The sequence below is a fragment of the Stenotrophomonas sp. K-6 genome (assembly GCF_056861555.1).
Genome location: NZ_JBSPUC010000004.1, coordinates 5,001 through 27,047, shown reverse-complemented (window position 1 = coordinate 27,047; position 22,047 = coordinate 5,001). Strand labels below are relative to the sequence as shown.

Annotated in this window: 18 protein-coding genes and 1 rRNA gene (1 of these 19 cut by a window edge); 10 read left to right on the top strand and 9 right to left on the bottom strand. The window is 68.3% G+C overall.

Going from position 1 to position 22,047, the window contains the following annotated elements; translation table 11 throughout:
* Positions 1-16: 16 nt before the first annotated feature.
* From AC13F7_RS13230 to AC13F7_RS13205, 6 genes are all read right to left on the bottom strand, one after another.
* Positions 17-412: a hypothetical protein gene (locus AC13F7_RS13230; RefSeq protein ID WP_346471704.1), complete on the bottom strand. Its 396-nt coding sequence runs from the start codon at positions 410-412 to the stop codon at positions 17-19.
* A gap of 85 nt (positions 413-497) precedes the next feature.
* The gene (locus tag AC13F7_RS13225; RefSeq protein WP_483001113.1) at positions 498-2,555 is read right to left on the bottom strand and encodes an FUSC family protein; all 2,058 of its coding nucleotides are present in this window, start codon (positions 2,553-2,555) and stop codon (positions 498-500) included.
* Between the two features lie 3 nt (positions 2,556-2,558).
* A complete protein-coding gene (locus tag AC13F7_RS13220; protein WP_483001111.1) occupies positions 2,559-4,016 on the bottom strand; it encodes an efflux transporter outer membrane subunit in 1,458 nt (485 codons plus the stop codon).
* Positions 4,013-4,921 (bottom strand): efflux RND transporter periplasmic adaptor subunit, encoded by a 909-nt coding sequence (locus AC13F7_RS13215; protein WP_483001109.1) that lies wholly within the window; start codon positions 4,919-4,921, stop codon positions 4,013-4,015. Before AC13F7_RS13215 ends, AC13F7_RS13220 begins: the two co-directional genes overlap by 4 nt.
* Entirely contained in the window at positions 4,918-5,127 is a 210-nt protein-coding gene (locus AC13F7_RS13210) for a DUF1656 domain-containing protein (protein ID WP_019183984.1), read from the bottom strand. Before AC13F7_RS13210 ends, AC13F7_RS13215 begins: the two co-directional genes overlap by 4 nt.
* A gap of 83 nt (positions 5,128-5,210) precedes the next feature.
* Positions 5,211-5,666, bottom strand: a complete 456-nt coding sequence (locus tag AC13F7_RS13205; RefSeq protein WP_483001106.1) for a MarR family winged helix-turn-helix transcriptional regulator — start codon at positions 5,664-5,666, stop codon at positions 5,211-5,213.
* A gap of 159 nt (positions 5,667-5,825) precedes the next feature.
* Here AC13F7_RS13205 and folE point away from each other — a divergent pair, with 159 nt between their 5' ends.
* The 4 genes from folE (at position 5,826) to AC13F7_RS13185 (ending at position 12,386) form a co-directional block, all read left to right on the top strand.
* The gene (gene folE / locus AC13F7_RS13200; RefSeq protein ID WP_019183982.1) at positions 5,826-6,428 is read left to right on the top strand and encodes a GTP cyclohydrolase I FolE; all 603 of its coding nucleotides are present in this window, start codon (positions 5,826-5,828) and stop codon (positions 6,426-6,428) included.
* A gap of 127 nt (positions 6,429-6,555) precedes the next feature.
* Positions 6,556-8,025, top strand: coding sequence for a DUF3375 domain-containing protein (locus AC13F7_RS13195; RefSeq protein WP_481470435.1), 1,470 nt, complete (start codon positions 6,556-6,558; stop codon positions 8,023-8,025).
* Complete coding sequence (locus tag AC13F7_RS13190; RefSeq protein ID WP_481470434.1) at positions 8,012-8,713, top strand: DUF4194 domain-containing protein; 702 nt, start codon at positions 8,012-8,014, stop codon at positions 8,711-8,713. The genes AC13F7_RS13195 and AC13F7_RS13190 overlap by 14 nt, the downstream gene beginning before the upstream one ends.
* 46 nt (positions 8,714-8,759) lie before the next feature.
* The gene (locus AC13F7_RS13185) at positions 8,760-12,386 is read left to right on the top strand and encodes an ATP-binding protein (protein WP_483001098.1); all 3,627 of its coding nucleotides are present in this window, start codon (positions 8,760-8,762) and stop codon (positions 12,384-12,386) included.
* 37 nt (positions 12,387-12,423) lie between these two features.
* Here the strand turns inward: AC13F7_RS13185 and AC13F7_RS13180 are convergent, their stop codons facing one another.
* The gene (locus AC13F7_RS13180; protein ID WP_123730914.1) at positions 12,424-13,200 is read right to left on the bottom strand and encodes a sulfite exporter TauE/SafE family protein; all 777 of its coding nucleotides are present in this window, start codon (positions 13,198-13,200) and stop codon (positions 12,424-12,426) included.
* A 62-nt stretch (positions 13,201-13,262) separates the two neighbouring features.
* On the opposite strand from AC13F7_RS13180, the gene AC13F7_RS13175 reads away from it, so the two are divergent.
* Positions 13,263-13,658, top strand: a complete 396-nt coding sequence (locus AC13F7_RS13175; RefSeq protein WP_481470432.1) for a YchJ family metal-binding protein — start codon at positions 13,263-13,265, stop codon at positions 13,656-13,658.
* On the opposite strand, the gene AC13F7_RS13170 is transcribed toward AC13F7_RS13175, so the two are convergent.
* Positions 13,637-14,944 carry a GGDEF domain-containing protein gene (locus AC13F7_RS13170; RefSeq protein ID WP_483001091.1) on the bottom strand — a complete coding sequence of 436 codons (1,308 nt, stop codon included), beginning with the start codon at positions 14,942-14,944 and terminating at the stop codon, positions 13,637-13,639. The two genes, AC13F7_RS13175 and AC13F7_RS13170, sit on opposite strands and share 22 nt — an antisense overlap.
* 172 nt (positions 14,945-15,116) lie before the next feature.
* On the opposite strand from AC13F7_RS13170, the gene egtB reads away from it, so the two are divergent.
* The 4 genes from egtB (at position 15,117) to AC13F7_RS13150 (ending at position 20,170) form a co-directional block, all read left to right on the top strand.
* On the top strand, positions 15,117-16,403 hold the full coding sequence (egtB, locus tag AC13F7_RS13165) for an ergothioneine biosynthesis protein EgtB (protein ID WP_483001088.1): 1,287 nt from the start codon (positions 15,117-15,119) through the stop codon (positions 16,401-16,403).
* A complete protein-coding gene (egtD, locus tag AC13F7_RS13160; protein WP_483001083.1) occupies positions 16,400-17,374 on the top strand; it encodes an L-histidine N(alpha)-methyltransferase in 975 nt (324 codons plus the stop codon). The genes egtB and egtD overlap by 4 nt, the downstream gene beginning before the upstream one ends.
* A gap of 55 nt (positions 17,375-17,429) precedes the next feature.
* Complete coding sequence (locus tag AC13F7_RS13155; RefSeq protein WP_483001078.1) at positions 17,430-19,598, top strand: lytic murein transglycosylase; 2,169 nt, start codon at positions 17,430-17,432, stop codon at positions 19,596-19,598.
* 80 nt (positions 19,599-19,678) lie between these two features.
* Positions 19,679-20,170 (top strand): DUF2628 domain-containing protein, encoded by a 492-nt coding sequence (locus tag AC13F7_RS13150; RefSeq protein WP_481470427.1) that lies wholly within the window; start codon positions 19,679-19,681, stop codon positions 20,168-20,170.
* Between the two features lie 13 nt (positions 20,171-20,183).
* Here AC13F7_RS13150 and AC13F7_RS13145 read toward each other — a convergent pair whose 3' ends face one another.
* Complete coding sequence (locus tag AC13F7_RS13145; protein ID WP_483001072.1) at positions 20,184-21,374, bottom strand: benzoate/H(+) symporter BenE family transporter; 1,191 nt, start codon at positions 21,372-21,374, stop codon at positions 20,184-20,186.
* A 626-nt stretch (positions 21,375-22,000) separates the two neighbouring features.
* Here AC13F7_RS13145 and AC13F7_RS13140 point away from each other — a divergent pair.
* A 16S ribosomal RNA gene (locus tag AC13F7_RS13140) occupies positions 22,001-22,047 on the top strand; it runs 1,500 nt beyond the window's last position.

The following is a 22,047-nucleotide window of genomic DNA, read 5'->3' as shown; positions in this document are numbered from 1 at the left end:
GTAACCGTGCCCGTTCTTACTCCGGAATCACCACGGTGCCATCCGGGAACACGATGGCGCCGTCGCCGCTGACATCGAAGAAGCCCAGCTGGTGTGTATTGGCCAGCACCTGCACCAGACCATGTGCGTTCTCGGCCACTTCGTCATCGAACGAGGCATAGACCACGTGCTGGCCGATGCTGTAGTCGGTCACTTCCGGGCGGTCATCTTCGTCATCGGACAGCGGGCCATCCATCGGCGGGTAATGCTCGGCGAGCGCGGCGAAGAACGCCTGCAGCGCCGGCACCGACACCTTCGGGTCGTCGTAGTCGTGCGTCTCGTTCCACTCGGTCTGCGCGTCGTACCACTGCAGGAAGGCCTCGGCCTCGCGCGGGGCGACGGCGGGGTCGAACACCATCAGGTCGTAACTCATCGGGAATCACCTTGATCCATGCGCAAATGCATGCGTCAGGATAGCCCTGATCGGTGGGGGCCGGCCGGCCCGCGGCCAGGCCGGTTCAGCGCGGCGCGGGCAGGCCGGGTGCCGCAGTGGCGGTCTCGGCCGGGGTATCGACCACGGCCGACTCGGGGAAGAGGGCGAAGCGCAGCCCGATCAGACCCATCAGGGCCTCATCGCGGGCCTTGCCAGCCTCCACGGTCTGCACGCGCTTGAGCGAGGCCTCCAGCCTGGCCTGCAACCCGGCCGGTGCAGGCAATGGCCGCCGCCGGGCGGCCTGTGCACGGTAATGCGCCGCCACCTCGTCCAGGATTGCGTCGATCGCGGCCACGCTGGCCGGGGGCAGGCCGTGCCGTGAGCGGCGCAGCTGCAGGATATTCAGGCCGATCCGCGCTTCGGTGAGCATGTCCACCGAGGCGATGTCGCTGCCTTCCGGCGTGGCCGCCAGGCGCGGCGCGAGCAGGCCGAGCAGATCGAGCATGCGCGCGGCGAACTGCTGGCGGTCCTGCTGGCCACGGCCCTCGGCCGCATCGGCCAGCGTGTTCCAGCCCTGGCGCACCAGCCGGCGTGCGGTCCACTCGGCGCCCACCGAGCGGAACAGCCGGGTCATCACCACCGCAAAGCCGATCCCGATGAACATTGCGACGGCAGAGTTGATGAAGCTCTGGATGTTGGCGCTGTAGGTGTTCTGCACGTTCAGCAGCGCGACCAGATTCACCGTCAAGGGCAGGCCGATCAGCGCGGTCTTGGGCCGGTGCAGCAGCAGGCCCAGCGGCAGGAAGATCACCGCCAGCACCAGGGCCAGGCTGCCGAAGTCGTGCACGGCGGGGAAGATCCCGAACAGGTACACGCCGGCCACCAGACTGGCGACGATGGCCCAGAGCAGGAAGGACAGCATGCTCGGTGCGGGATCGTCCTGCGCGGCGAAGAACGCGGCGGCCACCGCAGCCATCATCGCGCCGTTGCCACCGCCCTCCCAGCCAAGCCCGATCCACAGCACGCAGTACGTCATCAGCGCAACGCCCGCACTGGCGGCGGAGAACAGTGCCATGCCGTAGTCCACGTGGCGCACGTGGTCCACGCGCTGGGTGCGCACGCGGTAGTGCGCGGCATCGCTGGGCGCGGTGCCGGCATCGATGGCGGCGTGCAGGGTGGTGCAGTCCTGCCAGAGATCCACCAGTTCTTCCAGGCGCAGCAGCAGGGTGACCAGCAGCAGGTGATCCAGCTCGCCATCCACCGCCGGCTTGAGCGCGACGATGCGCGCGCGCAGCGTGGCGTACGCGCTGGCGCTGGAGCGGCCGGGCTGCTCCAGCCACTGGGCCAGATCGGCGATCAGCGTCTCCAGCCCGGGCGGCAGCGCACGGCCACCCGCACGCAGCGCGCCCAGCCGGTCGGCGATCGAAGACAGCACCGGCAGCATCAGCAGCATGCGCTCGCGCAGCCGCTCCATCGAGACCGCCGCACCGGCATGGCGCGGGTCGTCGCGACGCATGAATTCGATCAGCGCCTCGAACTGGACCAGATCGGCGGCGAGCCGGTTGCGCGGGCCATGCGCGTGGCCGCGCGTCAGGATCTGCCGGCACCAGTCGGCGGCATCCCCCATCCAGTTGCCGATCCGTGAGCGCAGCATCGGCCGCACCGAGGCCGGGAAGAACAGCGAGGCAAACAGCACCGCCACCACCGTGCCGAGGATGATCTCCTCGCTGCGCGCCACCACGGTGTCGAAGATGGTGTCCGGCGAGGTCACCGCCGGGAAGCCGATGAAGGCGGTGGTGTAACCGGCCAGCAGGAACGCGTAGCCGCGCGGGCCGCGGTTGAGCAGGGCGATGAACAGACAACCGGACAACCACAGCGACATCGCCGCGCTCAGCAGCAGCGGCGTTTCCACCAGGTGCGGCAGCATCCACAGCGTGGCCGCACCGGCGATCAGCGTGCCGAGGATACGGTAGGCGCCCTTGGCGCGCGTCGGGCCCAGCATCGGCTGGGTCACGATGTAGACGGTGGCCATCGCCCAGTACGGGCGCGAGAGATTGCCGGCCAGCCCGATGTACAGCGCCGCGAGCGCCGCCAGGAAGGTCTTGACCGAGAACAACCAGGCTTGTCTGTCCAGCAGCAGCATGGCTTACCTCGCGGCCGTGCCGGTGGCGACGGCATCGGCATTCCAGCCGCCGCCAAGCACCAGGAACAGCTGGATCTGGTCGCGCGAGACCTGCGCCTGGGCCTCGGCCAGGGTCGCGTCGGCGCTGGCCAGGCTGCGGTCGGCATCCAGGCTGGCCAGATAGGGCGTGCGCCCGCCCTGGTAGAGGCGGCGGTTCTGGCTGGCGGCCAGATCGGCCTGCTGCTGCGCCTGCTGCAGGAACTGCAGGCGCTGCAGGTCCTGGGCATAGCGGCTCAGCGCGGTCTGGGTTTCGCGCAGGGCCTGCAGCACGCTGTGGTCGAACTCCGCCTGCGCGGCATCGGCACCGGCTTCGGTGGCGTGGATGCGCGCATGCGTGCCGGAAGAGGGCAGCGTCCAGGAGATCAACGGGCCGATCGACCACTGTTGGGTCAACGGCGTGCCGAAGTCTTCCAGCAGGCCAGCCGCACCGACCGAAGCGCCGAGGCGGATGTCCGGGTAGAGCTCGGCGGTGGCGACGCCGATCCGCGCGGTGGCGGCCGCCAGCTTGCGCTCGGCCTGGCGGATGTCCGGGCGGCGCTGCAGCAGCGCGCGGCCATCACCGATCGGCAGCGCCTGCGCCAGGGTCGGGGCCTCGCTGCAGTCGCTCACGCCCTCGGGCAGCTGGCCCGGGGTGCGGCCGAGCAGAGCGGCCAGCTGGTATTCGGAGGCCTGGCGGCGCGCGCGCAGCGGCGGCAGCGCAGCCTGCAGCATCGCCACCTGCGCATTGGCGCGGGCCAGCTCCGGCGGGGTGCCGCGGCCCGCCGAGATCAGGCGCTGGGTGACCTCGCGGCTGCGCTGCTGCAGCTGCAGCGAGTGCTCGGCCACGTGCAGCTCATGGTTGGCATGGCAGATGTCCACGTAGCTGCCAGCCACCTGCGCGACCAGCGACACGCGCGCCAGATCCATCGCGGCGGCGGTGGCCTGCTCGTCGGCATGCGCGGCCTCGGAGGCGCGCTTGAGCTTGCCGAACAGATCGAACTGATAGGACACCGCGAACTTGCCATCGGCCAGGTTGATCGGCGGCAGTTCGTGTTCAAGCAGGAAGGATTCGGCGGACAGCTGCGCGCGGCTCACGCCGGCCTCGGCCTCGTACTCGAAACCACCGGCATCCAGCGTCTGCTCGTACACCGCGGCGGCGCGGCGCAGGTTGGCATCGGCGACCTTCAGTTCGACGTTGTCGCGCAGCGCCTGCTGCACCAGCGCATTGAGGGTGTCGTCCTGGTACAGCTCCCACCAGCGCGCGGGCAGCTCGGCCCCGGCGGCGACCTGCGGGTTGCCGGTGTCGAGGAAGGCGGCGTTCGCCTCCGGCCGCTGGAAGGCGGACCCGGCCGGCACGGCGTAATCCGGGCCGACGGTACGGCAGGCGGCCAGCGTGGTCAGCGCCAGCCCCAGCGCGATGCGGTGCAGCGCCGGGCGGTTCACAGCGCCGTCCGTGCCGGTTGCGCCGGCGTGGCCGGGGCGGTGTCCGGCTGGATGGTGACCGTGGCGGTACGCCCAGCGATCAGGTTGACGCCGGCCGGCACGCGGTCGATATGGATGCGCACCGGAATGCGCTGGGCCAGCCGCACCCAGTCGAAGGCCGGGGTCACGTTCGGCAGCAGGCTGCTGCCCTCACTGCGATACCGGTCTTCGATGCCGGCGGCGATGCTCTGCACGTGGCCCTGCAGCGGCTGCGCTTCGCCCATCAGGCGGATGTCGACCTTCTGGCCGGCATGCACGCCCTGCAGGCGGGTCTCTTCGAAGTAGCCGTCCACGCGGAACGAGCCGGTATCGAGCACCGCCATCACCGGCCGCCCGGCGGTCACGTAGTCGCCGGCGCGTACGGTGCGGTCGTTGACGTGGCCAGCGCTGGGGCTGCGCACTTCAGTGCGGGCCAGATTGAGCTTGGCCAAGTCGACCGCCGCCTGCGCGGTGGCCATCGAGGCCTGCGCGGCGAGCAGCTTGGCCCGGCGCACTTCGGCGTCCTCGGCGGCGACCAGATCCTGCAGGCTGCGGTCGCGCGCGATCTCGCGGCGCAGCTGGTCCAGCGTGGCGCGGCGCTCGCCCAAGGCGGCCTGGGCCTGTTCCAGCGCGATCTCATAGCGCGCGCGGTCGACCACGAACAGCACCTCACCGCGCTTGACCGGCTGGTTGTCGGCCACCTTTACGGCCTCCACCAGCCCGGACACGTCCGGCGCGACCTGGACCACGTCGGCGCTGACGTGCGCATCGCGCGTCCACGGTTCGTCCATGTAGTACGCCCACAGGTGGCGCAGCACCAGCACGGCGGCCACTACGGCCACGGCGGTCAACACGACCGGGAATGTCTGCTTGAGGATCTTGTTCACGATTGCATCCAACGCATCAGGGAAAACAACCCGCCGAGCACGATCACGTACACGGCCAGGTTGAACAGGGCGGGGTGCCAGATGTGGCGGTAGGCGCCGGTGCGCTGCAGGACCACGCGCAACCCGCTCTTGAGCAGGTAGGCAAGCAGCATCAGCCCGAGCAGGGTCGGGACGAACACACCATAGAGACTGAATTCACCGTACATCGAGGCAAAGGATTCGCAGGGGAGCGGAAAGGGGATCGCCCGGCGTCGAGGGACGACACCGGGCGGTACAACGGGGGAACGGCTTACGTCACGCGGTCGGCCGCATCGGCCAGCAGCTGCCACAGCTTCAGCACGGTGCGCAGTTCGTCAGTGCTGAGTTCGCCGAACACGTCCTGGCGCAGGCCGATCAACTGGGTTTCCAGCTGGCTGACCAGCGCCTGGCCCTTGTCGGTCAGCCACAACAGATTGGCGCGGCGATCGCTGGCATCGCATTCGCGGCGGACCAGATCGCTGGCGGCCAGCTTGTCCAGCAGGCGTACCAGCGAAGGGCCTTCCATGCCCAGCTGGTGGGCCAGCGCCACCTGGCGGATCCCGCCGCCGGCGCGCCCGATCATCAGCAGCGGCATGGTGCAGGCGGCCGAGATGCCATAGCTGCCCAGGGCCTGGTCGGCCAGGCGCTGCCACTGCCGCCCTGCGTAGAGCAGGCCGGAACTGAGCTGCATCTGCAGCTGGGTACGTTCGTCGAGGGATCGGTTCATCAGAATAGATAGGATACTACTAATTTCCATCCTATCAATACCCGTGGCACAACCGTCGCCCAACGGGGGCCTGCGCGGGCAGGGCGGCCGCGGCCGGGCGCAGGACGCCCGAGGGGTCTGTCGGGTACGATGCTCGCCCCCCTTCGGGTGCTGTATGTAATGAGCAAGCAAGACAACGACGCCAACCCCGTCACCCAGGCCGAGGCCGAATCGGCGGTGCGCACCCTGCTGCGCTGGGCCGGTGAAGATCCGACCCGTGAAGGCCTGCTGGATACCCCGCGCCGCGTCGCCGAAGCCTATGGCGACTGGTTCAGCGGCTACCGCGACGACCCGCGCGCCTACATGGAGCGGACCTTCGAGGAAGTGGCCGGCTACGACGAACTGATCGTGCTGCGCGACATCGAGTACGAAAGCCACTGCGAACACCACATGGCGCCGATCATCGGGCGCGTGCACGTCGGCTATCTGCCGGCCGGCAAGGTGGTGGGCATCAGCAAGCTGGCCCGCGTGGTCGAGGCGTACGCACGCCGCTTCCAGGTCCAGGAAAAGATGACCGCGCAGATCGCCCAGTGCATCCAGGACGTGCTGCAGCCGGTCGGCGTGGGCGTGGTGGTGGAAGGTGCCCACGAGTGCATGACCACCCGCGGCATCCACAAGCGCGGCGTCAGCATGGTCACCTCCAAGATGCTGGGCAGCTTCCGCGAGGACGCGCGCACCCGCGCTGAGTTCCTGCGTTTCATCGAAGTGGGCGGCAAGCGCTGATTCCCCGCGCTGTCGCGCGCGGCCGGCAGGCGCTGGGCTTCGGCCCGGCCCGGCCGGTGCGTGCGCGTCCCGTTTCCCTCCCGGCCGCCGCGACCCGCGCGGCCCGTTTTCCTGTCCCCGGTCTCGAATGAAACATCGCGAGCGCATTACCCGTTACCGCCACCTGCGCGAACAATCGCAGTGGAAGCTGCTGGCGGCCGATCACGCGCCGGAGATCATCGGCCTGCTGCAGAGCCTGCTGATGCAGGACGAGCGCACCCTGTCCACCGCGGTGCTGCACGAACGCCTGCAGCGCGCGCTGGACGATCTCAAGGCCGATGAGCTCTCGCGCGATCTGCCGCGCACCGCGCAGGCCTACATCGCGCATTGGCTGGCCCAGGGCTGGCTGGAACGCCGCCTGCCCGAAGGCGCCGACCAGGAGCAGTACGAACTGTCCACCCAGGCCGCGCAGGCGATCCGCTTCGCCGACAGCCTGGAGCAGGCGCGCGCCGCCGCCACCGAGAGCCGCCTGGCGCTGGTGATCGAGCAGCTCTCGCAGCTGGCCGCGCTGACCGAATCCAATCCGGATGCGCGCCTGTCCGCGCTGCGCGACGAGCGCGACCGCATCGATGCCGAGATCGCCCGCGTCAGCGGCGGCAAGGTGTCCTCGCTGGATGGCAAGCGCGCGCTGGAACGGACCCGCCAGATCATCGGCCTGGCCGACGAGCTGACCGAAGATTTCCGCCGCGTGCGCGATGACTTCGAACGCCTCAACCGCGAATTCCGCGAGCGCATCATCGATGACGAGGGCGAGCGCGGCGACGTGCTGTCCAAGTTGTTCGAGGGCGTGGACGTGATCGGCGACAGCGACGCCGGGCGCAGCTTCGAGGCGTTCTGGCGCCTGCTCAACGATGCCGAACAGAGTGCCCAGCTCGATGCCGCGCTGGAGACCGTGCTCGCACGCGGCTTCGCCCGCAAGCTCGATCGCAACGAGCGCACCTTCCTGCGTGGCTTCACCACCACCATGCTTGAGCGCGGCAGCCAGGTTCACGACGTGCTGCAGCACTTCGCGCGCAGTCTGCGCGGTTTCGTGCAGAGCCGCGGCTATCTGGAACAGCGCCGCCTCAACCAGCTGCTCAAGCAGGCCCAGGGCGAGGCGCTGGGCCTGCGCGACCACATCCCGGCGCAGCGCGGCATCGGCCGCGACCTGCAGCTCACCACCAGCCGGCTGCGCTCGCTGTCGCAATGGAAGCTGCACGATCCGCGCCAGGCGCAGGTGGATGGCAGCGTGCAGCGCAACGACACCGCCGCGATCTCGCTGGAAAGTGTCGGCGACCTGGTGGCCGCCTCTGAAATCGACTTCCGAACCCTGCGCCGCGATCTGCACGACCTGCTCGGCGCGCAGCCGCGGCTGTCGATCGCGCAGGTGCTTGAACACCGCGAGGCCCCGCAGGGGCTCGGCAGCATCATCGGTTACCTCTCTCTCGGCACCCGCCACGGCGAGGTCGCCACCGATCAACAGGAGATCGCGCAATGGCGCGGCGGCGATGGCCAATGGCGTCGCGCCCGCATTCCGCTGATCTGGTTCACCCAGGAGAAACGCCATGAGCTGGCATGAACAATCCACCGACACCCCGATCGACGGCGGCGCAGACGAGCACGACGACGAACCGGTCGTGGTGACGCCCGTCCTGCGGCGTAACAACGACGTGTTCTACATGGGCGACACCGGCCGGCTGCCGCTCGATGGCCGCCGCGCGCTGTGCCAGCTGCTGATCGGCCCGAGCATCGACCAGCTGCGCCACGCCAAGCTGTGGCCGGCGCTGATCCGCAGTGAAGCGGCGATCCGCTCGGCGCTCTCGGACCTGTTCCTGGAACTGGTGCTGGACCGCGAGAGCGGGGTGGCCTTCACCCGCCAGGCCGACACCGAGGATATCGAGGCGCCGGTGCTGCTGCGCACCTCGCCGCTGACCTTCATCGATTCGGTACTGCTGCTGCACCTGCGCCAGCAGCTGGCCGAAGCCGATGCGCGCGGCGTGCGCGCCGTGGTCGAGGACGGTGAACTGGCCGAAGCACTGGCCGTGTACGAGCGCCACTTGTCCACCGACCGCGCCGGCTTCAACCGCCGCGTCGCCAGTGCCGTGCAGAAGATGAAGGACAACCACATCCTGACCCGCCTCGGCGGTGACGATGCGCGTCATGAAGTCTCGCCGGCACTGAAACTGATGTTCTCCGCCGAAGATGTCGCCGCCCTGGCCCAGGTGTACCGCCGCCTGCGCGAAGCGCCGGCCGACCTCGACGCCTGAGCGCGCGCCCGCGCGCCGCTGCCCTGCCTGGATTGCTAGCCCTGCCATGACCGTCCACATTCCCGCACCCGCCCTGTTCCCCGGCGACCAGCCCGACCCGCGCGCGCAGCAGTTCCGCATGCGCCGCCTGCAGGTCCACAACTGGGGCACCTTCTCCGGCCTGACCGAAGTGCCGATCGCCGAACGCGGCTTCCTGTTCGTCGGCCGCTCCGGCTCGGGCAAGTCGACCCTGCTCGATGCGATGTCCGCGCTGCTGGTGCCGCCGGCCCTGGTCGACTTCAATGCCGCCGCGCGCGAAGCCGAACGCAGTGGCCGCGACCGCAACCTGGTCTCCTACGTGCGTGGCGCCTGGGCCGACCAGCAGGACAGCGGCACCGGCGAAATCGCCACCCAGTACCTGCGCAAGGGCGCTACCTGGACCGCGCTGGTGCTGGAATACCGCAGCAATGACGGCCGCATCGTCAGCCTGGTGCGCCTGTTCTGGATCGCCGGCAACGGCGCCGCGGCGGCCGATGTGCGCAAGCACTACATGGTGGCCGAGCGCAGTTTCGACATCGCGCGTGACCTTGGCGGCTTCGACCTGGACCTGCGCAAGCTCAAGCAGCGCCTGGGCGATGTGCATCACTTCGACAGTTTCGCCAGCTATGCCGAACGGTTCCGCCACGTGCTCGGGATCGAGAACGAGATGGCGCTGCGCCTGCTGCACAAGACGCAGTCGGCGAAGAACCTCGGCGATCTGAACGTGTTTCTGCGCGACTTCATGCTCGATGCGCCGCGCACCTTCGATGCCGCCGAGCGGCTGGTCGATGATTTCGCCGAACTCGATGGCGCCCACCAGGCCGTGGTCACCGCGCGCCGCCAGGTCGAAACCCTGCTGCCCGCACGCGGCCACTACGCCGATCTGCAGGCACTGCGCCGCCAGCGCGAAGACCTGGACGAGATGAAGCTGGGCATCGACGGCGTGCGCGAGCAGCGTCGCCTGGCCCTGCTCGAGGCGCGCCTGCTGGAACTGGATACCCGCGACCGCGGTCTGTCCGGGGAAGAAGGCCAGCGCCGCAGCGCGCTGGACAACCATGAAAGCCACCTCGCCGAACTGGAAGCGCAGCGTCGCCAGCAGGGCGGCGAGCGCATCGAGGAACTGGAGCGCGAGCAGGGCCGTGTCGCCCAGGAGCGCGACCGCCGCCTGGCCAAGCGCAGCCAGGCCAACCATGCCAGCCGCGAACTGGGGGAAACCCTGGCCGAGACCGCGCACGGGTTTGCCGAGCAGCTCGCCCGCGCCCAGGCCCGCCTGGACGACGGCCAGCGCGCCGCGGCCGAGCTGGATGAAGCCATCGCCGAGCGCATGGGCGGCAAGCGCGACGACGAACGCCGCTTCGCCGAGGTGCGTTCGGAACTGGAGGCGCTCAAGCGCACCCCGTCCAGCATCCCTGCACCCATGCAGCAGCTGCGCGCACGCCTGAGCAGCGATACCGGCATTCCCGAGGCGGCGCTGCCGTTCGTGGGCGAACTGCTGCAGGTCCGCGACGAAGACGCCGCCTGGCAGGGCGCTATCGAGCGCGTGCTGCACGGCTTTGCGCAGTCGCTGCTGGTCGATGAGCGCCACCACGCCCAGGTCTCGGAGTGGATCAATCAGACCCACCTCGGTACCCGCCTGGTCTATTACCGGGTGCGCCGCAACGACGATGCACTGCATGGCCGCGAGCCGGGCGCACGTTCGCTGCTGCACAAGCTGGTGCTGCGTGAGCACGGCTATGCCGGCTGGCTGCGCCGCGAGCTGGGCAAGCGCTTCGACTACGAATGCGTGGATGCACGCCACCTGCGCGATACCGACCGCGGCATCACCAAGGAAGGCCAGGTCAAGCACCCGGGTGAACGCTTCGAAAAGGATGATCGCCACAACATCAGCGACCGCCGCCGCTGGCTGCTCGGCTTCAACAACCGCGACAAACTGGACCTGTACGAGCGCGAAGCGATCGAACTGGCCCAGCGCATCGCCGCCTGCGACAGCGATGTGGCCAGCCTGCGCGCGCAGCGCGAACAGGACGGCAAGGCGCGACTGGCCTGCCATCAACTGTGCACGCTGGGCTGGGACGAGATCGATGTGGCCGCACCGCTGCAGCGCCTGGACGACATCGCCCAAGCCCTGCACGACCTGCGCGAAGGCAATGCCGATCTGCGCAGGCTGGGCGAACAGATCGAGAAGACCCGGGCCGATGTGGCCCAGGCCAAGCGCACCTATGAAGACGTGCGCGTGGAGCGCGGCCAGCTCGGTCGTGAGCACGAACGCCTCGAACGCCTGCACGAGCAGTGCGTGCCGCTGGCCAAGCGCGTGGTCACCCCCCTCCAGCAGCAGGGCCTGGACGAACGCCTCAAAGCGCTCGGCGTGCTCAGCCTGGAGAACCTGGAAGCCCACTTCCGGCAGATCAGCAACACCCTCAATGAACAGCTCGGCGGTTCCCAGGCCGAACACAACCGGCTGGAGAACCTGCTGCTCGGCTGCTTCCGCCGCTACTGCCAGGCCTGGCCGGAAGACAGCGGCGATTTCACCGTCAGCTTGTCCAGTGCCGAAGATTTCCTGGCCCGCCTGCAACGGCTGGAGAACGATGGCCTGCCGCAGCACGAGGCACGCTTCTTCGATCTGCTCCAGAGCCAGAGCAAGAACAACCTGCTGGCGCTGCAGCGCCACACCGCCGAGGCGCGCAAGTCGATCGCCCAGCGCCTGGACGAGGTCAATGCCTCGCTGGAGCAGGTGCCGTTCAACCGCGGCACCCTGCTGACCATCGAACTCACCGACCGCCGCCTGCCCGAGGTACTGGATTTCCACCAGCGCCTGCGCGACGTGCTGTCCCAGCAGCAGACCGACCAGCGCGAGCTGGCCGAAGCACAGTTCGCGGTGCTGCGTGAGCTGGTCGCCAAGCTCGGCTCGCAGGAAGGCGAGGACAAGCGCTGGCGCGAGCTGGTGCTGGATGTGCGCCTGCATGTGGAGTTCGTCGGCGTGGAGCTCGATGCCGCCACCCGCCAGCAGGTCGAAATCTACCGCAGCGGTGCGGGCAAGTCCGGCGGCCAGCGCCAGAAGCTGGCCACCACCTGCCTGGCCGCCGCGCTGCGCTACCAGCTCGGTGGCGCCGACGGCCAGCTGCCCAGCTACGCGGCGGTGGTGCTCGATGAAGCCTTCGACAAGGCCGACAACGAGTTCACCGCGCTGGCGATGAACATCTTCGACAACTTCGGGTTCCAGATGGTCGTGGCCACCCCGCTGAAGTCGGTGATGACGCTGGAACCGTTCATCGGCGGTGCCTGCTTCGTGGAGATCAGCGGTCGCCATGACTCTGGCGTGTTGCTGATCGAATACGACGACGAGGGCAAGCGTTTGAAGCTGCCCGAGCGCGCCCGCACCGGCGAGACGACAGCGGCACCGGCACCGGCCGTGATCGCCGCGCCTGACGTGGTCGATGCCCCCGAGGTGATGGCCAATGAGGTGCTGGCGGCCTCGGTCGACGAGGAAGCCCACGTCGCGGCCGAGGTCGTGGCCGTGGAGGCACCGGCAGCGGTGCCGGCGTCGCGCCCGAAGAAGGCCGCGCCCAAGGCACCGGCAAAGAAAGCGGCAAAGAAGACGGCCACCAAGGCCGCACCCAAGGCAGCTGCAAAGAAGCCGGCCAAGCCCAAGCGCTGAGCAATCAACGGGTCAGCCCCGGGGCTGACCCGTCCTGCTAACCGGCGAAGGTATCCCAGCCCATCCGGGCGATCAGCACCACCACCAGGCCGACGAACAGCTTGCGGATGAAGGGCGTGCCGCCGCGCAGCGCCATCCGCGTACCGACCACCGAGCCGATGATGTTGGCCGCGGCCATCGGCAGCGCGAACAGCCACAGGATGTTGCCGGTCGGCACGAAGAACGAGATCGCCGCCACGTTGGTCGCCAGGTTCACCACCTTGGAGGCGGCCGACGCACGCAGGAAGTCCAGCCCGAAGAAGCGCACGAACAGGAAGATCAGGAAGCTGCCGGTGCCGGGCCCGAAGAAGCCGTCGTAGAACCCGATCACGGCACCGATGGCCAATGCGGTCACCAGCTCCTTGCGGCCGATCTCGCGCGGGCGGTGCAGGGCACCGAAGTCCTTCTTCCACAGCGTGTAGCCGAGCATCGCCACCAGCAGCACCAGCACCAGTGGGCGTACTGCGTCCTTGGGCAGCAGGCTGACCGCCGTGGCCCCGGCAAACGAGAACACAAATGCCGTGCCCGCCGCGAACAGCACCGGCCGCCACGGGAAGCGCACATTGCGCGCATAGCGGAACGCCGCCGCGGCGGTGCCGAACATCGAGCTGAACTTGTTGGTGCCGAACAGCATCGCCGGCGTGTGCTGCGGCAGGACGGTGAACAACCCGGGCAGCTGCACCAGCCCGCCGCCGCCGACGGCGGCATCGACCAGGCCGGCGATGAAGGCGATCGCCACCAACCAGAACAGCTCAGGGGGAACCATCTCAAGCACGGCGGGGCATCGCAACGCAGGGCGCGCAAGCATACGCCCGGTCATCGCGCGACAATACCCCCATGACCACCGTCTCTTCCGATCCCTGTCCCTGCGGCCGCCCGCTGGCCTACGCCGCCTGCTGCGGCCTTTACCATGCCGGCACCCCCGCGCCGGATGCCGAAGCGCTGATGCGCTCGCGCTACAGCGCTTACGTACGGCATCTGGGCGACTACCTGCTGGCCAGCTGGCACCCGTCCACGCGCCCGGCCGAGCTCTCGCTGGCCGAAGCACCCGGCCAGCGCACCCAGTGGCTGGGGCTGACGATCCACGCCCACACCCGCTCAGATCCCGACCACGCCCAGGTCCGCTTCACCGCGCGCTACAAGGTCGGCGGCGGCAGTGCGGTGAAAATGCTGGAACACAGCCGCTTCGTCCGCGAAGACGGCCGCTGGTTCTATCTCGACGCGCTGCCCTGAGCCAGTGCGGTCGCGCGCACCGGCACGGTGCCCTGCTGGCCAAGTGCACACACACAGTTGCGGCCGGCGTCCTTGGCCGCATACAGCGCCTGGTCGGCGGCCTTGATCACCGCTTGCGCGCTGTCGGCAACCCGGCTGTCGGCCACGCCGATGCTCACCGTCACCTGCACCACCGCACCGTTGCCACCACGCCCACGCTGCAGCTGCCCCACCGCATCGTCGCGGCTGCGCGCGGCGCGGTCGCGCAGATGCATACGCACCCCCTCGATCCTCGCGCGGACCTCTTCCACGGCCGCCACGCAGGCCGGGGCAGGGCGATCCAGGAACACCAGCGCGAATTCCTCACCGCCATAGCGGAACGCGCGGCCACCCCCGCCCACCTCGGCCAGGCGCGCGGCCACCAGCTTGAGCACGTCATCGCCGGCATCGTGGCCGTGGGTATCGTTGAAGCGCTTGAAGTGATCCACATCGACCATCGCGATGGTGTAGGTGGTGCCCACGCGCTGCAGATACTCATTGAACGCGCGGCGCCCGGGCAGGCCGGTGAGTTCATCGCGGAAGGCCATGTGGAACGCCTCCTGCAGCATCGCCGAGACGATCAGCAGCAGTGCCATGCAGCTCACCGCCGGCAGCAGCGCCGGCGACACGAACACCCGCGGCAGCAGCCACCACAGGCAGAGCAGGGCGATCAGCAGGGCGGTATGCAGCGGGCGGGGGCGTCGCCAGGCCTGGACAGCCAAGGCCACCGTCGTAATGAGAAACAGCAGCGCCGGGAGTTGGGCCAGCGCATTCCAGTCGCTGGGCAGCCAGGCCAGGTGGCGATCGGACAGCAGCGCCTGCATGCCGTCGGGAACCTGCGTGGCCAACAACAGGAAGATACCCAGGGCCGTTCCGCTGACCACGCCTCGCAGCAACAGATCCTGGCGCAGCCGTCCGCGTTCAGGCCACAGCCCATGCAGCAGAAACAGCAGCGGCAGCCACCATGACACCGCGTGGAAGACCAGGGGCGTCTGTGCCGAAATCACCCCATCACGCAGGAATGTGCCGACCACACCATGCAGCAGGGCGAACGCCAGGGCGATGGCCAGCATCAGGCACAGCGCCCGGACGCGGTTGTAGATCAGCGCCAGGCCGACGCCCAGGCAGGCCAGCACCATCGGCAGCAGGCGATGCACCGGGCTGCCGGCTTCCGCCGCGGGGGTAGCCGCCCACAATCCCAGCGCGACCAGTACTGCAGGCAGCACGAACAGATAGTGACTGGGCTGGCGTAGCAGATGCGTCCGCAAGAGGGGGGTCCACGTGGTGGCCGGCGCGCCGTGGCTGCAGCGTGCAAACCGGACTACACAGGCGATGGGTCTTCCCCGGTAGCGGCCTGGGCGTATTCAACTTGAGCAATGTCACCGAATCGATGCGGTGCCATGACGTGGCACTCACCCCGGCTGGTCGATCCTCACCGCAATGAATACCGCCGTCGCTGCCGCACTACCGCACACTGCCGCCCCGCCATCGCCGCTGGCCGTCCGCTACGCCACCGTGCGTGCGCGGACGCTCGCCTTGGCCGCCCCGCTCAGCGCGGAAGACGCCATGGTCCAGAGCATGCCCGACGCCAGTCCGGCGAAATGGCACCTGGCTCATACCACCTGGTTCTTCGAGCGCTTCGTGCTGGCGACCCGCCCGGGCTACGCGCCGATCGACGCGGACTGGCACTACCTGTTCAACAGTTATTACCAGAGCATCGGTCCGGCCCATGCACGCCCGCAGCGCGGTCTGCTCTCGCGCCCGACGCTGGACGAGGTGCTGCACTTCCGCGCGGAGATCGATCAGCGCGTGCTGGCCGCACTGCAGGCCGGCAACCTGAGCGAACAGGCGCAGCATCAACTGCTGCTTGGCCTGCACCATGAGCAGCAGCACCAGGAATTGCTGTTGACCGACATCAAGCACGCGTTCTGGTCCAATCCACTGCAACCGGCGTACCGCACCGATCTCCCGGCAAGCCCGGCGCGTGCGCTTCCGCTGCAGTGGCGCAGCAGCCCGGAGCAGATCGTGCAGATCGGCGCACCGGTCTGGCCCACCCAGCCGGCGTTTGCGTATGACAACGAATCGCCCGTCCACCGTGCGTTGGTGCCCGCACATGCGCTGGCCAACCGCCCGGTCAACAACGAGGAGTACCGTCAGTTCGTCCAGGCCGGCGGCTATCGCGAGCCACGCTGGTGGATGAGCGAGGGCTGGACGCTGTGCCAGGAACAGCAGTGGCAGCACCCGCTGTACTGGGATGACGCGCTGGAGCGCGAGTTCACGCTGGGCGGCTGGCGCGCGCTCGATCCGCACGCACCGGTCTGCCACCTGAGCTATTTCGAAGCCGACGCCTACGCGCGTTGGTGCGACGCCCGCCTGCCCACGGAGTTCGAATGGGAAGCGGCGACGGTGGGTCGGCCGCTGCGGGGGCGGTTCGCCGATGCCGACCAGCTGCACCCCGGCGGCGCGGACGAGGCCGGCGATATCGTCCAGTTGTTCGGCGATGTGTGGGAATGGACCAGCAGCGCCTACGGGCCCTATCCCGGCTTCCGTACTTTCCCGGGCAACCTGGGTGAGTACAACGGCAAGTTCATGTGTGGGCAGTGGGTGCTGCGGGGCGGCAGCTGTGCCACCCCGGCCGATCATCTTCGCGCCAGCTACCGCAATTTCTTCGCACCGTCGGCCCGGTGGCAGTTCGCCGGGGTCCGCCTGGCCCGGGACGTCGCATGAGCTCGGTCCGCGATGCGCTGGGTGCACTGACCGATCTGCAGCCGGATCGCGGCCAGATCACCGCCGAGATCCTGCACGGGCTTTCGGCTACGCCGCGGCAGCTGCCGTCCAAATACTTCTACGATGCGCAGGGTTCGGCCCTGTTCGAGCAGATCACCCGGCAGCCGGAGTACTACCCCACCCGCACCGAACTGCAGCTGTTGCAGGACTGTGCGCATGACATCGCCAAGGTGGTCGGCCCGCGCCTGCACGTGGTGGAACTGGGCAGTGGCAGCGGGCGCAAGACCGAACTGCTGCTGCATGCGCTGCGTGACCCGGTCGCCTACACCCCGATCGAAATCTCGCGCGCCGCGCTGCTGGACAGCATCACCCGGCTCGCACCGTCGCTGCCGGACATCGAAATGCTGCCGGTCTGCGCTGACTTCACCCAGCCGGTGCAGCTGCCCATCCCGCAGCGCGAGCCGGCGCGCCACCTGGTCTTCTTCCCCGGCTCGACGCTGGGCAATTTCGCCCATGACGACGCCATCGCACTGCTGAAGGCGATGCGCCAGACAATGGGTCCGGATGGTATGGCCCTGATCGGGATCGATCTGCACAAGGACGCGGCGTTGATCGAAGCGGCGTACAACGACGCTGCCGGGGTCACCGCCGAGTTCACCCTCAATCTGCTGCGTCGGCTCAACCGCGACATCGGCAGCGATTTCGATCTGGACGGCTTCCGCCACCGTGCCCGCTACAGCGTGCCGCGGCTGCGCATCGAAACCGAGCTGGTCAGCCAGCGCGACCAGCGCGTGCAGGTGGATGGTCAGAGCTTCGATTTCGCCGAAGGCGAGGCGATGACCGTCGAGTACAGCCATAAATACACTGACGCGGTGTTCTCCCGTATGGCCGCCGATGCCGGCCTGCAGGTGACCGCGCATTGGAACGCGACGGATCCGGCCTTCGGCCTGCGCCTGCTGCAACCGGTCTGACCTGCGCGGCATTGCCGCTATGATGCAGGTCCACTGGCTGCAAGGATTCCTGCCAATGCGATGGTCGCCCCTGTTGTTGGCCGGGCTGTGTCTCGGCGCACCGTTGATCGCGGTTGCCGCGCCGGACGCATTCTCCACGTGCCTGGTCACCCTCAAGGCCCAGGCCGGCAAGCAGGGCATCACGGCCGAGCGCTTCGACGCACTTACCGCCGGGCTGACCCCCGATCCCAGCGTGCTGCCGCTGCTCGATGCGCAGCCGGAGTTCACCACCCCGTTGTGGGATTACCTGGCCGCATTGGTGGATACCCAGCGCGTGGCGGATGGGCGCGCCCGCCTGGTCGAGCACCGTGATCTGCTGTCCCGGGTATCGTCGGAGTACGGCGTGGACCCGGCCACGATCGTCGCGGTCTGGGGCGTGGAGAGTGATTACGGCCGTGTGTTCGGCAAGCGCCCGCTGTTGCAGTCGCTGGCCACGCTGTCCTGCGAGGGCCGCCGACAGCCGTTCTTCCGCGGCGAGCTGCTGGCGCTGCTCAAGCTGATCGACGCTGGCGACCTGCGTGCCGAAGGCCTGACCGGCTCGTGGGCCGGCGCCTTCGGCCACACCCAGTTCATGCCCTCCACCTATGCGCGTATCGCGGTGGATGGCGACGGTGACGGTCGCCGCGATCTGGTCGCCTCCATTCCCGATGCGCTGGCCTCCACCGCCAACTACCTCAAGAAGGCGGGCTGGCGAACCGGGCAGCCATGGGGCATCGAAGTGAAGATTCCGGCTGGCTTCAACGCCAGCGTGGCCGGGCGTACCCAGCGCAAGCCACTGGCCGACTGGCGCGCGCTGGGCATCGTCCCGGTGGCCGGTGGTGCTCTGGCGCCCGCCGGGCTCCCGGCCGACAGCAACGCCGCGCTGCTGCTGCCCACCGGGACCAAGGGCCCGGCCTGGCTGGTGTTCCGCAACTACGATGCGATCTACGCCTACAACGCCGCCGAGAGCTACGCGCTGGCGATCGCAACACTGGCCGATCGCCTGCGTGGCGGAACCGGCATCGCCGCCGCCTGGCCAACCGATGATCCCGGCATCGGCCGCACCGAACGCCGTGAGCTGCAGACCCTGCTGCTGGCCCGTGGCCACGATATCGGTACGGCGGACGGCATGATCGGCAACGCCACCCGCCGCGCCATCCAGGCCGAGCAGCAGCGCCTGGGCTGGACCCCCGCCGATGGCCGCGCCGGCCAGCGCATCCTCACCGCCCTGCGCGGTGCTCCTCCTTCTTCAACGCCGACCATGCCCGCATCCACCGTATTCACCCTGCCGCCCAACCACGCCCAGTACGTCCAGTCCCCGGCCGCGCCGCGCGCTGCCCTGCCCAAGGTGCCTGGCCTGAGCCTGGCCGACATCCAGGGCTTCCCGGCGTGGACGGTCCAGACCCCGTTCGCCACCGCCGCGATCAGCGTGTTCGGTGGCCAGCTGCTGTCCTACGTGCCCAAGGGCGGGCAGGACGTGATGTGGCTCTCGCCGAGCGCCCAGCCGCTGCCGACCCCGATCCGCGGGGGCAGCCCCGTGTGCTGGCCGTACTTCGGCCGCCAGGGGCAGGGCAATGACGTGCCCTCGCATGGCTTCGTCCGCAACGTGCCGTGGACCTTGCAGCAGGCCCGTCGCGAGGCCGATGGCACCATGGTGCTGACCCTGGCGCCGCCCGTGCTGGAGAACCTGGACCTGCGCCTGCGCATGGAGCTGCGGATCGGCCGCACCCTGGAGCAGCGCCTGATCACCGACAACACCGGCCGCCAGCCGATTGCCTTCACCCAGGCGCTGCACAACTACTTCCAGGTCAGCGATGCGATGCAGGTCAGCGTGGAGGGCCTGGACGGCCTGTCCTATCTGGACAAGTTCGAGAACTACGCGACCCCGCGCCAGCAGCAGGGCGATTGGAGCCTGCGCGACCCGCGCGATCCCGGCCGCAGCGACCGCATCTATACGCAGGCCGGCGGCCGCTACGTGCTCAAGGACCCTGGCCTGAAGCGCCGCATCGAGATCACCACCACCGGCAGCCGCTCGCTGGTCGCCTGGAACCCGGGTGAGGCCGGCGCCAGCAAGATGGCCGATGTCGGGGCCGGCTGGCGCAACTATCTGTGCCTGGAAGCGGCCAACGCCGGTCCGGATGTGGTGACGCTGGCGCCGGGCGCGCAGCACGTGCTGCAGCAGACGCTGGCGGTCCGCCCGCTATGAGCAAGGTTCCGCCCTCGTCCGGGACGGACGAGAGTGTCGACAATCCTTATCGCGCGCCCAGCACCGCCATGCATGAGGCCATGATCGACGCCCAGATCGACGCGGCCGTGGCGGTGCATGACCGCCATCCGCTGCTGGCGAAGGCGGTGGGCGACAACTTCGCGTTGTATGCCCGTCGCTGGCATCTGGATGACGCCGGTGACCGCTGGCCGCGTCCGTGGCACTGGCCGGCCGTCCTGTTCGGCTTCCACTGGCTCATGTACCGGCGCATGTACCTGGTGGCATTGGCGGTGCTGGTTGCCGATTTCGCCATTGGCATGGCGATGGTCCTGCTGGACCTGGCCGTGGGCGGCGTCGTGTTATCGCTGGGTGTGCAGCTCTCTCTTGGCATCTTCGGCAATGCCCTGTACCGCTGGCATTGCCGCCGTATGGTGGCGCGGGCGCAGGCCCGTTTTACCGGGCAGCCGGAGCGGATCAACGCGGAACTGGTGCGCCGCGGGGGGACCAGCCGGCTTGCCCTAGGCCTGGGCCTGGCACTGTTCGTCGTACTGCGTATCTTCGAAGGCGCCTGAAGCGCGTGAAGCGTCAGCGGGCGCCCGGGCGCGGTCGCAGCGCTACCAGGCAGATGCCGCCGGCGACCAAGCCCCAGAACGCTGAGCCGATCCCGGCCAGCGACAGGCCCGAGGCGGTGACCAGGAAGGTCACCAGCGCCGCTTCGCGATCAGCCTCCTCACGCAGCGCCGTCGCCAGGCTGTTGGCGATGGTGCCCAACAGTGCGATGCCGGCCACGCAGGCCACCAGTTCCTTGGGGAAGGCGGCGAACACGGCCGCCACCGTCGCCCCGAACAGGCCCACCACGATATAGAAGGCGCCCGCGGCCACCGCGGCGGTATAACGGCGGGCCGGATCCTCGTGCGCCTCGCGGCCCATGCAGATCGCGGCAGTGATCGCCGCCAGGTTGAGTCCATAGGCGCCGAACGGGGCGAGCAGCGTATTGACCACCCCGATCCAGCCGATCACCGGCGATACGGGAGTGTCGTAGCCGGAGGCACGGATCACCGCAACGCCCGGGATGTTCTGCGAGGCCATGGTCACCACGAACAGGGGCAGGGCGATGCCGAACACGGCCGACCACGACAGCGTCGGCCAGGTGAACACCGGCGTCGCCAGTTCCAATCGCACCTCGTCCATATGCAGCAGGCCCTGACCGGCGGCGACCAGGACACCCACGAGCAGGGTGGCGATCACCGCATAGCGCGGCACCACCCGTCGACCGATCAACCAGGTGACGAACATCGCCAGTGCCATGCCGAGCTGGGTGCCCATGGACACGAACACATCCAGTCCGAAGCGCAGCAGCACACCAGCAAGCATGCCCGCAGCCAGCGCCATCGGCACACGCTTCATCAGCTTCGCGAAGATGCCTGAGAAGCCGGCGAGCATCCCCAGCACGGCAGCGAGAACAAACGCACCGATCGCATCGCTGTAGCCGGCCGCACCCGCACCCACCACGAGCATTGCCGCGCCCGGCGTGGACCATGCAGTGACGACCGGCATCCGATAGCGCAGTGACAGACCAATACACGTCACGCCCATGCCAAGGCCCAACGCCCACATCCACGAGGCGATCTGCGCCTGGTCGGCACCCACCGCGCGTGCGGCCTGGAACACGATCACCGCCGAACTGGCGAAGCCCACCAATACGGTAATGAAGCCTGCCATTACCGCAGGCAGGGAGAGATCGCGCCACAACGAACGTTTGCCTACCGCCGACATCGCATGCATTCCTGATGACTAGAGATGCATTGTTAGCAAGCCTTCGGCAGCACGCGCAACGCGCGTGCTGCCGCGCTTGTTGATGAGCAGCACGTACGGATGACGCGTTGATGAAAAAGATCGACGAAAACGCTTGACGAATTTTCAGAAGTCTTTAGTATTCGCTCCCTCGCTGCGACGCGGTCTTCACCCCGGTGAACACCCACCCGCAGCGACGGCAACAAGCTTCGAAAGAAGGTGTTGACGGAAACGAAAAGCCTGACATAATAGGCGGCTCGCTTCGACGAAAAGACCTCCGGGTCGCACGACGAAGCGGCATCGGCAACAACGTCTCACTTCGGTGAAACGGCCTTGAAAAAAGGTGTTGACGAAGCAGATAAGCCGGCTATAATGGGCGGCTCGCAACGACGGAAACGTCGGGGCACACGGAGGAAGGCGCTGAGGCCGACTCCAAAGTTCTTTGACAGTATGCGCAGGTATCTTGTGAAGGCGCCTGCAGGAAGGATGTATGTCCATCTTGCAGACGTTTGATCAAGCAACATATCAATTGTTTTAAAGCAAGCGAAACGTTGCCAGCGGTCAAGCATCTGCAGCTTTAAATTTTTAGTCCTCGGACTATGCGTTTTTAAGTGAAGAGTTTGATCCTGGCTCAGAGTGAACGCTGGCGGTAGGC

What these genes read in the sequence shown, in the direction of transcription:
- AC13F7_RS13230 (WP_346471704.1), bottom strand. Translation starts at nt 412, where the DNA reads ATGAGTTACGACCTGATGGTGTTCGACCCCGCCGTCGCCCCGCGCGAG.
- AC13F7_RS13225 (WP_483001113.1), bottom strand. Translation starts at nt 2,555, where the DNA reads ATGCTGCTGCTGGACAGACAAGCCTGGTTGTTCTCGGTCAAGACCTTC.
- AC13F7_RS13210 (WP_019183984.1), bottom strand. Translation starts at nt 5,127, where the DNA reads ATGTACGGTGAATTCAGTCTCTATGGTGTGTTCGTCCCGACCCTGCTC.
- AC13F7_RS13205 (WP_483001106.1), bottom strand. Translation starts at nt 5,666, where the DNA reads ATGAACCGATCCCTCGACGAACGTACCCAGCTGCAGATGCAGCTCAGT.
- folE (WP_019183982.1), top strand. Translation starts at nt 5,826, where the DNA reads ATGAGCAAGCAAGACAACGACGCCAACCCCGTCACCCAGGCCGAGGCC.
- AC13F7_RS13195 (WP_481470435.1), top strand. Translation starts at nt 6,556, where the DNA reads ATGAAACATCGCGAGCGCATTACCCGTTACCGCCACCTGCGCGAACAA.
- AC13F7_RS13190 (WP_481470434.1), top strand. Translation starts at nt 8,012, where the DNA reads ATGAGCTGGCATGAACAATCCACCGACACCCCGATCGACGGCGGCGCA.
- AC13F7_RS13185 (WP_483001098.1), top strand. Translation starts at nt 8,760, where the DNA reads ATGACCGTCCACATTCCCGCACCCGCCCTGTTCCCCGGCGACCAGCCC.
- AC13F7_RS13175 (WP_481470432.1), top strand. Translation starts at nt 13,263, where the DNA reads ATGACCACCGTCTCTTCCGATCCCTGTCCCTGCGGCCGCCCGCTGGCC.
- egtB (WP_483001088.1), top strand. Translation starts at nt 15,117, where the DNA reads ATGAATACCGCCGTCGCTGCCGCACTACCGCACACTGCCGCCCCGCCA.
- egtD (WP_483001083.1), top strand. Translation starts at nt 16,400, where the DNA reads ATGAGCTCGGTCCGCGATGCGCTGGGTGCACTGACCGATCTGCAGCCG.
- AC13F7_RS13155 (WP_483001078.1), top strand. Translation starts at nt 17,430, where the DNA reads ATGCGATGGTCGCCCCTGTTGTTGGCCGGGCTGTGTCTCGGCGCACCG.
- AC13F7_RS13150 (WP_481470427.1), top strand. Translation starts at nt 19,679, where the DNA reads ATGATCGACGCCCAGATCGACGCGGCCGTGGCGGTGCATGACCGCCAT.
- AC13F7_RS13145 (WP_483001072.1), bottom strand. Translation starts at nt 21,374, where the DNA reads ATGTCGGCGGTAGGCAAACGTTCGTTGTGGCGCGATCTCTCCCTGCCT.